This window comes from Floridaenema evergladense BLCC-F167 (assembly GCF_041929205.2).
In the GTDB taxonomy this organism is placed as follows: domain Bacteria; phylum Cyanobacteriota; class Cyanobacteriia; order Cyanobacteriales; family Aerosakkonemataceae; genus Floridanema; species Floridanema evergladense.
Genome location: NZ_CM171625.1, coordinates 4,336,748 through 4,350,177, shown reverse-complemented (window position 1 = coordinate 4,350,177; position 13,430 = coordinate 4,336,748). Strand labels below are relative to the sequence as shown.

The window sequence follows — 13,430 nt, the reverse complement described above, 5'->3', positions numbered from 1 at the left end:
GGGACTGAGAATTAGTTAAGAGATTTAATTAAGTTGGTAAATCTAATTTTTCCGTAGTTGTGGCTTTCTCTGTCGCTTTTTCGATCGCCGCTTTTTCCAAAGCGGCATTTTCTAATGCTGCGGTTGTTAGGGCTTCATCTAAAGTTTTTCTAGCAGCTTCGGCTTCCGCTATTGATTCGCGAAATTGAATGTTAACTTGGGCAAAGTTTTTTAAGGCTTTTAACCCCTCTTTGATTTGTTGAATTTGGTCTACTGTCACTTCTCCAGCAAATAATAAATCAATTTGCGATCGGGCTTCTTGCGCCGCTGGACGTAACTCCTCAACTCGCTGGCGTAAGCTGGCAAATTGCGTTAAAACTTGCACTGCTTGTACTACCCCAGAATCTTCACCTGTACCTTCTTTTAGATTGGCATTTCCCTCAGCTTTAGCATCTTTAACCAAAATTAACTGGTCTGGCCCCAACCCATCTTTTAAATCTATGCTTAATTCTCCTGAATCCATTAATTCTAGTAACTGTTCTATCGCTGCTTCCCGATTTTTTTTAGTATCATTTTTACCTGGCACAGTCAAAACTATTGTTGGATCTTCAGCTAAAGTATATTGCGGCATTTTTCCTCTCCCTCTGTAGCTCTATTATGCAAAACCTCTATTTTTATTTGCTTTTATTATTATACTAAACAATGGTTAATTAAATTACTTTTATAATTTAATTAGGTTATTTAAACAATTATTACAATTCAAATTTAGCTTTGATTGTCGTATCTGTCAGCAGGAAGAGAGGAGTTTCATTCATCAGATAGAGACATTGTAACGGGTAAATCTGAGAACTTTATAACAATTGGAATAAAAATTATAAAACCTAGTGCAACTTTGATTATGCGGGGAATCAATCAAATTAAAACAGCAGCTTTGCTGGGATTACTTAGTGGGTTATTAGTTCTCGCTGGTTATTATCTGATCGGTAATGAACAGGGTCTTTATTTAGGGTTAGCTTTTGCAGCATTCACTAGTTTTAGTTCTTGGTATTATTCCGATCGCGCCGCGTTAATGGCTTATCAAGCACAGCCTCTCGCCCGCGAACAAGCGCCCGAACTCTATGATTTAGTAGCTTCTTTGTCAGCCAAGGCGGAAATTCCCATGCCGAAGCTATTTTTTGTGCCAACTAAATCTCCCAACGCTTTTGCCACAGGTAGAGATCCCGAACACGCCACAATTGCAGTTACTCAAGGAATTGTCGATCTGCTTTCCCAGGAAGAGTTAGCAGGTGTAATTGCCCACGAACTAACTCATGTTCGGAATCGTGATACCTTGACTCAAGCTGTCGCTGGAACGATCGCAGGTGCCATTACTTTTTTAGGCAGAATTCTCACTTTTGGCGCTTTATATTATCCTGCTACTCGTGACGATCGGCGAGGCGGAAATCCTCTAGCAGTATTATTTCTCATCATCCTAGCCCCTTTAGCCGCTGCGATAATTCAAATGGCGATTTCCCGTACTCGTGAATACGCAGCGGATTTAGGCGCGGCACAAATTACCGGGAATCCCCAAGCACTTGCCCACGCCCTAGAAAAACTGGAAGAAATCGGCAAACAGATTCCTATGAACGGTAATCCAGCAATGTCTCCACTTCTCATTATTAACCCTCTCTCAGGAGAAGGTTTACAGTCACTTTTTCGCACTCACCCCCCTACAGCAGAACGAATTCGCCGTCTGTTAGAAATTGCTAAACAACAGCAAGAAGCAGCTACCCCAGTTCCGGCTTAAAACAGTTATGAGTTTTAAGTTTTGAGTTTTGAGTTAGAAGAGACGATCGCATTCAAAACTCAAAACTTAAACTTTAAAACTCTACTTTGTCTTTGGCAGCAAAGTAACGGTGTTTATTCACATTTTGGTCATCTGCTTCGGAATAAATTAAGCCCATGCTTTCTAGTTTTTGCAGATGTTCGCGGGTGTTTGTCCGGGAGAGTTGGGCGATCGCCATAATCTCTCTTGTCGTCAAACCAGGATGCTCAATGATAGCGTTCAGTATTTTATCGCGGGTCTTCATGATTACCAACTCAAGCAGTCGCCTCCTTTAATGACGATCGTGAGTAAAAATTGTCCAATACTTTGACATAAAAAAATCAGAGAACTTTTAGTACGAGTAAACAGTATTACAGTAAACCAAGTTTAGTCCCAACAGTTCAACATTCAATCTCCATCTACAGGGATATGTCTTCTAAATTCTCTGAGTTACAGCCTTAATCAGGATTTCCCCGTACTTCTTCCATTATCAGAATTGGGAGAAACGAAGATTGGGTAAGAAAGCCGCCCATAGCTATGGGGGTTTTCCGCAAAGATGATCACCCTACCCTAAATATACCTAACTGTTAAGCTTGTAACAGTTAGAGAAAAAATTTTGCTCAGTTGCAGGGCATGAAGCCCAGAGTTGAGTCACGTTAACTCAATTTGAGTAGCTGGCTGCTAAACATTAGGTTATGCGACAGTCCGCATCAATCAAAGGAGTATTAAGATTAATGGCAATTAAAGACCAGCCTCAACCTCCTCGTTCTCGCCAAATAGGAAACATTTTATTGCTAATTTCTGGCATATTCCTACTGGCGAACTTGTTCCTACCGAATTTGTTTAGCCCTTCAATCCCACGAGTACCTTATAGCTTGTTTATCGATCAAGTGCAAGATGGGAAAGTGGCGCGGGTTTCTGTTGGTCAAGACGAAATTCGCTATCAGCTGAAACCAGACCCCGAACAACCTGGACAAGTTTTAGTTTTACAAACGAGTCCTATCTTTGACCTAGAATTGCCAAAAAAATTGGAGGAAAAAGGGGTTGAGTTTGCTGCTGCCCCTCCGCCGAAGAATGGCTGGTTTACTAGTCTGTTAGGGTGGGTGATACCTCCGTTAATTTTTGTTGCCATTTGGCAGTTTTTCATTAGTCGCGGTGGTGGTGGGCCTCAAGGTGCGCTTTCGATCGGCAAAAGTAAAGCTAAAGTCTACGTCGAAGGCGAGTCAGCGAAAATCACTTTTGCTGATGTCGCTGGAGTTGAAGAAGCTAAAACTGAATTAGTCGAAATTGTCGATTTCCTGAAAAATCCCGGTCGTTTCCGCCAAATTGGGGCGAGAATTCCCAAAGGTGTGTTGTTAGTTGGGCCACCGGGAACGGGTAAAACTTTATTAGCTAAAGCTGTAGCTGGGGAAGCTGGTGTACCATTCTTTAGCATTTCTGGTTCTGAGTTCGTGGAACTGTTTGTCGGCGTGGGTTCGGCTAGGGTGAGAGATTTATTTGAGCAAGCGAAAAAGCAAGCTCCCTGTATCGTATTTATAGATGAGTTGGATGCGATCGGAAAATCTCGCAGCAGTGGCGGTTTCTACGGTGGTAACGATGAACGGGAACAAACTCTAAACCAGTTGCTTACCGAAATGGACGGTTTTGCCGCAGGTGATGCAACGGTAATTGTTTTGGCGGCGACTAACCGCCCAGAAAGTTTAGACCCAGCTTTGTTACGTCCGGGACGTTTCGATCGTCAAGTGTTGGTCGATCGCCCTGACTTGTCCGGTCGGCAAGAAATCCTCAACATCCACGCCCAAAAGGTAAAATTAGGGCCAGATGTGGACTTGAAAGCGATCGCTACTCGTACTCCCGGTTTTGCTGGTGCGGATTTGGCAAACTTAGTCAATGAAGCGGCTTTGTTGGCAGCGAGAAACAGACGGGACGCTGTGGCGCAACAGGATTTCAACGAAGCGATCGAACGGGTAGTCGCAGGTTTAGAAAAGAAAAGCCGTGTCCTCAACGATAAAGAGAAGAAAATCGTCGCTTATCACGAAGTTGGTCACGCTTTAGTCGGTTTTCTGATGCCCGGTAGCGGTAAGGTGGAGAAAATCTCGATCGTCCCTCGTGGTATGGCAGCTTTGGGTTACACTCTCAAATTGCCCACAGAAGACCGATTTTTAATGGATGAAGCCGAATTGCGGGGTGAAATCGCTACCCTGTTGGGTGGACGCGCCGCCGAAGAAATCGTCTTTGGCAGCATCACCACTGGCGCTTCCAATGACTTACAACGGGCGACAGACTTAGCCGAACGCATGGTCACATCCTACGGCATGAGCAAGGTTTTAGGGCCTTTGGCTTACGACAAAAATCAGCAATCGTTCCTGGGGAATGCTGATATGATGAATCCTCGGCGCATGGTTTCTGATGAAACTGCTCAGGCGATCGATCGGGAAGTCAAAGACATCGTTGAATCTGCCCATCAGCAAGCTTTGCATATTCTGAAAGAAAATCGCGACTTGCTGGAAACCATCTCCATGAAACTTTTAGATACAGAAGTGATTGAAGGTGAAAATTTACACGAATTGCTCGGTAAAGTTAAATCGGTCGATCGAGCTTTGTCCATGCCTAGCATTGATTAGGTAAAATTTAATACCTTCAACAACTGGGTTTCCTTGGAGAAACCCAGTTTTTTGTTGCCTGACCTCAGCAATGAATCAAGTAAAAATTTAAATTACTTTACATTTTTTAATATTCGTGTTACATTACTTAACATAGATAAACAATCAGAACGGAGATAAAAAAATGACTTCACGTAGTTACACAGTAGAAGAAGGCGGCAGACTAAATAACTTTGCTATTGAACCAAAAGTTTATGTTGACAGCACCCCTCGTACTGGCTTCACAGAATATGCAGAAAAATTAAATGGTCGTTTAGCAATGATTGGCTTTGTTTCCTTGTTAATCATGGAAGTAGCTACCGGACACGGTATCGTTGGTTGGTTAGCCAGTCTTTAAATTAATCCCCATGTTTGATCATTGCCATAACCATTAAAAGCTGGGTGCAGCATAAATCACCCAGCTTTTTTATTGGTTTAAGTACGTTGTTGCGCTTTAGCGATCGTATCGAAATTAAAGACAGATTTCATTCTTTGGATAGAAGTTTTGAACCATTTTTTATTAGTAATTTTAAATCTAAAAAGTTAATAAAATTTAAGTGAATTAGCAAATTGATGTAATTTAGTCAAGACAATTAAGGATGGCACACATTTTATTAGTTGATGATGAAGAAGCTTTGCGGGAAAGTCTCACTTACACCTTAGAAAAAGAAGGTTACATGGTGACGACTGCGGAAGATGGAATGAGTGCAATTAAACAGTTTCATAAACAAGTACCAGATATTATTTTATTAGACTTAATGTTGCCAGGAATTGACGGCATGGAAGTATGCTGGCGACTTAGAGCATTTTCTGATGTTCCCATAGTCATGCTCACAGCTAAAGACCAAGACATTGACAAAATTTGGGGTTTAGAAGCAGGTGCAGATGACTACATTACCAAACCATTTAGCACTCGCGAATTATTAGCCAGAATTAAAACTGTTCTCCGTCGTCGTACAGATGATAAAAAAGCAGAGGAGAATTAAATAATTCCCCCGATCTCCCAGTCTCCAGTAGGGGCAATTCATGAATTGCCCGTACCCCAATTACCAAAACTCAGGAGGTGTTAGCAAATTCGGATTAAATGGAATTCAATTCACACAAAGTTATTTACTACTTATTTAGCGCTTACTGCTTTAGGTACATCAGTTTTAGCGAGTTATATTCTGTTTTCTTTTCATGATTATTTTATGAGAACCAGGCAATCTGATTTAGATGCTTGGACTACTGCTCTTAGTGAAAGCGTAGCTGACTCATTAGAAAAAAATAATGTAGAACGGGTAGACATAATTGTGAAACGTTATGGTTCCCCAGATTCAATTACTCTAAGGATTTTCGATCCTAAAGGTCGGTTATTAACAACTTCTGCGCCAGATATTGACAAAAGAATAAATAATTGGTTGGCGGTTCCGGGAGTTAAAGAAGCTTTGCAAAATAAAGCTGTTCAAGGCAGAGCTAGAGGTGTTTTATCTAATGACGATCGCTTATATGCTGCTAAACCTATAGTTCGCAATGGTCAGTTATTAGGTATACTGCGAATGTCAATCACGATCGAGCAATTCCAGCGTCAGTTTCAAAGATTAATTTTGTCAGTTTTCTTAACCTTAATTGTCACAGTATTACTTTGTGCTGTTATTAGTGAATATTTAACTCGGAGCATGGCTAGACCAATTCAATCAATGTGTAATTTTGCGGTGCGAATGGGTGGTGGTAATTTTGGTGATAAATTAAATATTCGACAAGATGATGAGATAGGTAAATTAGCTTTTGAATTAAATCGGATGAGTGAAAGATTGGCTTCGCTGGATAGCGAAAGACGGTCTTTTTTAGCTAATGTTTCTCATGAGTTGCGAACTCCGGTAAGTAATGTTTTTGTGACTTTGGAAGCTTTAGCAAGTGGCGCAGCTGAAGAACCAAAAATTCGCGATCGCTTTATTAGCAGTGCCCAAGAAGAGGTGAAACGTTTATCTCGGTTAATTCACGATTTGCTAGATTTAGGCAGATTAGAAGCAGGTGTAACTCAATTAGAAAGGAAAGATTTTCGCTTAAATTCTTTAATCGAACGTGCTGTAAGAGCAGTAGAATTACGATTGCAATCTAATAATGTGGGAATTAAGTTAAATGTACCTAATGTGAAAGTAAATGGCGATCCAGAAAGACTGTTGCAAGCTTTTTTAAATATTTTGGATAATGCAATCAAGTATTCAGTCAGTAACTCGGAAGTTTCTATTAATGGACAGTTAGAAGCTAACACCATTGTAGTAAAAATTAGCGACCAAGGACTAGGTATTAGCGAAAGCGATATGCCACATATTTTTGAACAGTTTTATACTGCCGATCGCTCTCGTTCCGGTAATGGCACAGGTTTAGGTTTAGCGATCGCCAAACGAATTGTCGAAGCACACAATGGTACTATTACTGCTAGCAGTATTCCCGGTAAAGGAGCAACTTTTACTATTGAGTTACCGATTAATAAAGATTAGTAATTCATGTAGGGGTAATTCATGAATTACCCCTACAAATTTCTTCACTATCTACTCCAAGCTAACCAAGTGGTAAATAATTTTTTGACAAATGGTGTCAAACGAGTGCGATTATATGCGTCTGCTGCTTTGCGAATTGCTTCTGCTTGGGTGGGGTAAGGATAAATTACCGAAGCAATTTTTCCTAATCCAATGTTGTTAACCATTGCTAAAGTAATTTGACTAATCATGTCTCCAGCATGACGCGCTACAATGGTTGCACCGATGATTTTATCGCTACCTTTTTTGACGTGAATTTTCACAAATCCAGTTTCTTCGCCATCAGCAATTGCGCGATCGACTTGATTTAAACTAATAAAAAATGTGTCTACATCAATTCCTTGTTCCTTTGCTTCAGTTTCATACATTCCTACATGAGCAATTTCTGGATCTGTATAAGTACACCAAGGCATAGTCAGTGCGCTGACTTTTTTCCTGCCTAAAAACAGGGAATTTTGAATCACTATTCTCGCAGCAGCATCAGCAGCATGAGTAAATTTCCATTTCATGCAAATATCACCAGCGGCGTAAATGTTTGGATTAGTTGTTTGTAAGTTATCGTTAACAAAAACGCCTTTTTTGTCGTCATATTCAACACCAACAATTTCTAAATTTAATCCTTCTACATTTGGTTTTCTTCCTACTCCAAGCAGAATTCGATCGACTATTACCGAGTTCTCTTTACCTTGAGTTTCATAGTAAATAACTTTTTCTGCATTCTGTTGTTCTACTCGCTTAATTTGAGAATTCAGAATTAAGTTAATTCCTTCTTGAGTAAACACATTTTGAATTATCTCTGCTGCGTCTGCGTCTTCGCGATCGAGAATATGTTTATTCTTATGCAACAAAACTACTTGACAACCCAAACGTTGAAAAGTTTGCGCTAATTCACAACCAATTGGCCCACCACCAATTACTGCCAACCGTTGCGGTTTTTCAGTCAGGTTAAATACAGTTTCATTAGTGAGATAACCAGCTTCTTTTAATCCTGGTATATTCAAACTTGCGGCTCTAGCACCTGTAGCAATTACAGCTTTTTTAAACCGCAAAATTTTCCCACCAACTTCAATAGAATTGCTACTAGAAAAATGACCTTCACCTAAAAAAACATCAACCCCAAATTGATTTTTAAACCGTTGTGCAGAGTCATTATGGCTGATATCAGATCTAATTTTTCGCATCCGTTCCATAACGGCGGGAAAATCAATTTCTACACCATCAGGAACATGAATCCCGAATTTTTGGGAGTGCCAAATATCAGCAACGACGCGAGAAGAACGAATTATAGTTTTTGAAGGTACGCAACCAACATTTAAACAGTCTCCTCCCATTAAATTTTTCTCAATTAAAGCTACTTTTGCGCCTAAACCTGCGGCACCTGCGGCAACAACCAAACCTGCTGTTCCTGCACCAATGACAACTAAATTATAACGCTCTGCTGGTTGAGGATTTACCCAATCTGAGGGATGTACTTGAGAGACTAATTTTTGATTATATACATCCATTGGAGAAAGGGTTGAATTTTCGATTTGAGACATAAAATTATCCTTGTTGAACACTTTCTTGGAGAGCTTTTTTAGCGATGTTAGTAATGTAAATTGTCACGGCAACTGTGGCAATAAACCCAACGATGCGAATTATCCATTTAGCGGTTTCTGCTTGAGAATTTGTTGGTACATTTCCTGCACCAATCATGGCAATGTTACCTGCTAATGAACCAATGTAAACATACATAATTGTTCCGGGTATCATGCCAATTGAACCTAGAATATAGTCGGTTAAAGAAACTTTGGTAATTCCAAAGCCGTAGTTTAAGAGATTGAAGGGAAATATTGGCGAAAGGCGAGTTAGTAAGACTATTTTGAAACCTTCTTTGGCAACAGCATTATCAATGGCTTGAAATTTAGGATAATTGGCAATTTTTTTGGCTACCCAATCACGAGTTAAATATCTGCCAATAAGAAAGGCAAATGTTGCTCCCATTGTTGCCGCAATAAACACATAAATTGAACCCCAAAACACACCAAAGATTGCTCCTCCTCCCAAGGTGAGAAGAGAACCTGGGATAAATAGCACGGTGGCGAGATTGTATATGATGATAAATGCGATCGCTCCCCAAGGCCCCAGTTGATCGATCCAAGTTAGCGTATTGCTGAAAATCTCTTGCATATTCATTGATTCCATCAAGGCAATAATTTACGATACTGTTATTACAATAAACTAACAAAATTAAGCAATCCTTACAAAATCCTTACTTTTCTCCTTTATAGTCTTTTTATCAAGATGCTATTTAAAATTAGGTGTTTTTGTCATGATTAGTTTTTCCACTTCTACAGAAAACAAATTCAGTTCAATTGAACTCTCTTTATGTCATTATAAAAATGCTTCTAATAAATTACAAATTTTACGAATTGGGAATGTCCCTAACTGGTATTTTGAGAGAGTAGTTTTTCCCGGAGAACTTTTGTTATTTCATGCACCACTCCAAGGTGTATTGGAAGTTCATACCAGTGCTAAGGTAACTACAATGCTGGTAGACACTATCAAATGCGATCGCTTGCAGGTAATTGATTGATGATGTTTAGATTGACTTAATATTTTACCTGGCTTGACTCAGATCTTACACCAAGAGGCAGAGCCTCCATTTTTCGTCCCCAGGTTCAACCTGGGGACGAGGATCTGGGAGGTTCTACCTCCCCTGCTGCAAGATGTGAGTTGAGCGAAGCAATTCCCCAAGCCAAATAGTTGCAAAGCAGATAATTTTTGATACATTTATCAAAAATTATCTTAAATTTAACCTAAGACAGATGCAATCTTGTAATATCTATGTAACTAGATATATTTAGCGATCGGCTGACTAAACTATGGCTGAGAGTTGCCTTATAAGAATAATTTTATTTTCAGAGAATAGTTAAAGAAAATAACAAATATATACTTTTTACTTAATCCTTAAGACAGGTGAAAAAGAGCCAAAATTTTTGTTAAACAGATGATGGGTTTTAAATTAATCTTATCTTTTAGGGAGAGGTGATTAAGTTTGGCATTACAAAGTGCTGAATTTAAAGATTCTCCAAAAAAGACTTGTATAAAATCATTCCCTGAATCAACCTTAAGGGTAATTTTGCGTAAACTTTTAGTAACAGAGGTAAACAAAATGTCAGTTGAAAGCCCCCTTAATTTTTCTACTTCAAAACCGATGCTATCAACTATAACAGAAGTAAAACCAATTCAATCAATTAATTCGGAACATTATGTCAATAGACCGAATTTACCAGATGTTTCTGCTGCTTCATTATATATAATTCCCACTACATTTTTTACCTTTTGGTTGATGTATCTGATTATCTCTACAGATCTGTTAAAATTTGCCAAACATAAGATTTCCATAATGAAAAATCTGGAGCAAGTTCCTTGTAAAAACTGTCAGTATTTTACAAACAATCCTTATTTGCGCTGTGCAGTAAATCCAACTATTGCTCTGACTTCACAAGCAATTAATTGTTCAGATTATTGCCCGTTAAATAAATAGAATGACAATGCAAAATTACACTTTTGCTATTTTGTCTCAAGCGTGAAGCGAAGCTATCGCGTAAGCGAATCACGTACCTCACCAGTGAAGCTTTGATAAAATAAAAACAAATTAACTATAAGGTAGCGTTTATGGCAACCCTACTCGGCGAAACCAAATCACCCCCAGGAATGGTAATTTCTTGGGAAGCTCTACCCGAAGATTTTCAGTTAGAGGATGAGCCAGTGGATAATACAGGACAGCCACTTTTAGCAGGTGCTTTAAGGGAAAGTTTAGAACTCATTGGTTTCATTCAACCACAAATGTTAATCGCCTCCAACTTTGCGTTGTGTGCCACAATAAACGAGCAATTTATCGCCAAAGCACCAGATTGGGTATATGTGGCTTCAGTCAAAGAAATTTTACCAGAACGCAAAAGTTATACACCCAATTTAGAAGGGGAAGTACCAGCTATAATCATAGAGTTTTTATCAGACAAAGATGGTACTGAGTATTCCGTGAAACGCACTTATCCCCCTGGAAAATGGTTTTTTTACGAACAGATATTGGAAATTCCCATTTACGTTATCTTTGACCCAGATGGAGGGTTATTAGAATATTATCAACTAGAAAATCGGCGTTATGAATTGCAAAATCCAGATGAAAATGGTTGTCATTGGATTGAAGCAATGGGATTATTTTTAGGAACTTGGCAAGGAACAAAAGAAGGAAGAACAGGATATTGGTTAAGGTGGTGGGATAAAGATGGTAATTTGTTACCTTGGGCAGTAGAAAAAATTGAACAGGAACAGCAACGTGCTGAACAGGAACGTCAGGAAAAAGAAAGGCTGATTGCTTATTTGCGATCGCAGAATATCGATCCTAATAATCTGCCTAATATTTAACGAAAGTTGGTTTAGATTCCCCCTACCCTTACCAAGGGGGTAAATTTTAACACCATAGTATAAGTTTCCCTATTCTACTCATCCCAATACCTCATCCACACTCAAAATCACATCAGAAAAACTTAACGGCGAAACATTTTCACCTCTTCTAAATTGGCTAATGTCTGCATAACTATTCGCCAAAGGTTGACGATAGACTTCAATCAATTCTTCTGCTAAACTTACTATCCAAACTTCCACAATACCCGTTGCTGCATAAAGAGGAATTTTCACCTCTCTGTCATATTCAATAGTTGTATCGGATACTTCAATTATCAGTAAAACTTCCTGTGGTTGGGGATGTTTTTGGGAATAAAAATCTGCACGAGGGATCAGCAAAGCGATATCAGGTTGCGGTTCTGTTCTTTCATTTAATCTCACTGGATTTTGGACAGATAATAACGCACGACTACCCAAACTGGCTGAAAAAAGCCTATTTAACCAATTTACACAGCCAGAATGAGGGCTACCAATTGGCGACATTTTAATAATTTCTCCTGCAATCAATTCTACTCGATCGTCTTCTCCTAAAATACCAGCTTCAGCCATTCGATAATATTCATCAACTGTAAACAACCTTTTTTGCAATTGAACAGACATGATGGTTTCCTCAAATTTTATAAATGAGTTTGTTGTTCCTACTTCAGTGGGAATAGCGCTGAAGCGCAACAACGTACCTTTATTTTAAAATTAAAAACACAGATAAATTTTTATCTGTGTTTATTTGGGGTTTAAAAACCACTAAGTTAAATTAGCGATCGCACAAATTTATCCAACCGATCCATGCCTTTATTAATCGTATCTAAATCGGTAGCGTAAGATAAACGTATGCAATCATCTGCACCGAAAGCAACACCGGGAATCGCTGCAACTTGATAAGATTCTAAGAACTTATCGCAAAATTCTAAAGAAGCTAATCCCGTTTTGCTGACATCAATAAATAGATAAAAAGCACCATCGGGTTTGGGACAACTTAAACCAGGAATCGCGCTTACTCTTTCTAACATTACTTGACGACGTTTGGCGAAAGCTTGGCGCATTTCTTCCACACAATCTTGAGGATTTGTTAAAGCTGCGATCGCACCATATTGAGCAAACGTGCAAACATTAGAAGTACTATGACCTTGCACTGTACTACAAGCTTTAATTACTTCTACTGCTCCTGCTAAATATCCAATTCGCCAACCAGTCATTGAGTAAGCTTTGGCAAAACCATTACTAATAAATGTGCGTTGGAAAATTTCTGACCCAAAAGCACCAATACTAACTTGTTGAGCATCATCGTAAATGATTTTTTCGTAAATTTCATCGGAAACAACGAAAATATCTTTCTCTACCACCACCTTTGCTAATGCTTCAATTTCGGCGGGAGTGTACACAACTCCTGTAGGATTAGAAGGAGAATTCAACACAAACAATTTTGTTTTTGGTGTAACTGCGGCGCTGAGTTGTTCGGGAGTAATTTTATATTGGTTTTTAGCATCAGTTTGGACAATTACAGGTACACCACCCACCAATGTCACCATTTCGGGATAGCTTAACCAATAGGGAGCGGGAATAATTACTTCATCTCCCGGATCGATTAAAGCTAACATCAAATTGAATAGAGAATGTTTACCACCATTCGTAACAATTACATTCTCTGGTTTATAATCTAAACCATTATGTGTTTTTAGCTTATTTGCGATCGCTTCTCTTAGCTTAGGTTCCCCAGCAGCAGGGCCATATTTCGTTTTCCCAGCATCCAAAGCTTGTTTTGCAGCAGCTTTAATATGCTCTGGCGTGTCAAAATCTGGTTCCCCAGCGCTGAAACTACAAACATCAATTCCCTCAGCCTTCATAGCCTTAGCTTTGGCGGAAATAGCTAACGTAATCGAAGGCGTAACTTGACTAATTCGTGCAGCCAACTTCATGCTTAATCGTTTCCTTTGCAGCAATTTTCTAGTTTCTCAAACTATAGAACGATCGCTCTTTTGATTTGTGATCTTTTTACCTTTTTGAGTAGGGGATTGGGGATTGGGGACTGGGGAC

The 13,430-nt window shown here is 39.2% G+C and carries 14 protein-coding genes; 8 read left to right on the top strand and 6 right to left on the bottom strand.

Annotated elements, in window-relative coordinates:
* Window positions 1-28: 28 nt before the first annotated feature.
* Entirely contained in the window at window positions 29-610 is a 582-nt protein-coding gene (locus tag ACE1CA_RS21305) for a hypothetical protein (RefSeq protein ID WP_413280198.1), read from the bottom strand.
* A 267-nt stretch (window positions 611-877) separates the two neighbouring features.
* Between ACE1CA_RS21305 and ACE1CA_RS21300 the strand changes: the two genes are divergently transcribed.
* Window positions 878-1,765, top strand: a complete 888-nt coding sequence (locus ACE1CA_RS21300) for a M48 family metalloprotease (RefSeq protein WP_413280199.1) — start codon at window positions 878-880, stop codon at window positions 1,763-1,765.
* Between the two features lie 73 nt (window positions 1,766-1,838).
* On the opposite strand, the gene ACE1CA_RS21295 is transcribed toward ACE1CA_RS21300, so the two are convergent.
* Window positions 1,839-2,048 (bottom strand): winged helix-turn-helix transcriptional regulator, encoded by a 210-nt coding sequence (locus ACE1CA_RS21295; RefSeq protein WP_413280200.1) that lies wholly within the window; start codon window positions 2,046-2,048, stop codon window positions 1,839-1,841.
* Window positions 2,049-2,517: 469 nt separating this feature from the next.
* Here ACE1CA_RS21295 and ftsH4 point away from each other — a divergent pair, with 469 nt between their 5' ends.
* From ftsH4 to ACE1CA_RS21275, 4 genes are all read left to right on the top strand, one after another.
* Window positions 2,518-4,407 (top strand): ATP-dependent zinc metalloprotease FtsH4, encoded by a 1,890-nt coding sequence (ftsH4, locus tag ACE1CA_RS21290; protein ID WP_413280201.1) that lies wholly within the window; start codon window positions 2,518-2,520, stop codon window positions 4,405-4,407.
* A 163-nt stretch (window positions 4,408-4,570) separates the two neighbouring features.
* Window positions 4,571-4,783: a high light inducible protein gene (locus ACE1CA_RS21285; protein ID WP_413280202.1), complete on the top strand. Its 213-nt coding sequence runs from the start codon at window positions 4,571-4,573 to the stop codon at window positions 4,781-4,783.
* 241 nt (window positions 4,784-5,024) lie between these two features.
* Complete coding sequence (locus ACE1CA_RS21280; RefSeq protein ID WP_413280203.1) at window positions 5,025-5,411, top strand: response regulator transcription factor; 387 nt, start codon at window positions 5,025-5,027, stop codon at window positions 5,409-5,411.
* 204 nt (window positions 5,412-5,615) lie between these two features.
* Window positions 5,616-6,908, top strand: coding sequence for a sensor histidine kinase (locus ACE1CA_RS21275; RefSeq protein ID WP_413280204.1), 1,293 nt, complete (start codon window positions 5,616-5,618; stop codon window positions 6,906-6,908).
* 47 nt (window positions 6,909-6,955) lie between these two features.
* Here ACE1CA_RS21275 and ACE1CA_RS21270 read toward each other — a convergent pair whose 3' ends face one another.
* Both ACE1CA_RS21270 and ACE1CA_RS21265 read right to left on the bottom strand, forming a co-directional pair.
* Window positions 6,956-8,485, bottom strand: a complete 1,530-nt coding sequence (locus tag ACE1CA_RS21270; protein ID WP_413280205.1) for a mercuric reductase — start codon at window positions 8,483-8,485, stop codon at window positions 6,956-6,958.
* Window positions 8,486-8,489: 4 nt separating this feature from the next.
* Window positions 8,490-9,143 carry a TVP38/TMEM64 family protein gene (locus tag ACE1CA_RS21265; RefSeq protein WP_459563685.1) on the bottom strand — a complete coding sequence of 218 codons (654 nt, stop codon included), beginning with the start codon at window positions 9,141-9,143 and terminating at the stop codon, window positions 8,490-8,492.
* Between the two features lie 115 nt (window positions 9,144-9,258).
* Between ACE1CA_RS21265 and ACE1CA_RS21260 the strand changes: the two genes are divergently transcribed.
* From ACE1CA_RS21260 to ACE1CA_RS21250, 3 genes are all read left to right on the top strand, one after another.
* Window positions 9,259-9,522, top strand: coding sequence for a DUF1830 domain-containing protein (locus ACE1CA_RS21260; protein ID WP_413280207.1), 264 nt, complete (start codon window positions 9,259-9,261; stop codon window positions 9,520-9,522).
* Between the two features lie 462 nt (window positions 9,523-9,984).
* Entirely contained in the window at window positions 9,985-10,476 is a 492-nt protein-coding gene (locus ACE1CA_RS21255; protein ID WP_413280208.1) for a hypothetical protein, read from the top strand.
* Window positions 10,477-10,607: 131 nt separating this feature from the next.
* Window positions 10,608-11,360, top strand: a complete 753-nt coding sequence (locus tag ACE1CA_RS21250) for a Uma2 family endonuclease (protein WP_413280209.1) — start codon at window positions 10,608-10,610, stop codon at window positions 11,358-11,360.
* A gap of 78 nt (window positions 11,361-11,438) precedes the next feature.
* Here the strand turns inward: ACE1CA_RS21250 and ACE1CA_RS21245 are convergent, their stop codons facing one another.
* Both ACE1CA_RS21245 and ACE1CA_RS21240 read right to left on the bottom strand, forming a co-directional pair.
* Window positions 11,439-11,999, bottom strand: a complete 561-nt coding sequence (locus ACE1CA_RS21245; protein ID WP_413280210.1) for a Uma2 family endonuclease — start codon at window positions 11,997-11,999, stop codon at window positions 11,439-11,441.
* Between the two features lie 146 nt (window positions 12,000-12,145).
* Entirely contained in the window at window positions 12,146-13,312 is a 1,167-nt protein-coding gene (locus tag ACE1CA_RS21240; protein WP_413280211.1) for a pyridoxal phosphate-dependent aminotransferase, read from the bottom strand.
* Between the last annotated feature and the right edge of the window lie 118 nt (window positions 13,313-13,430).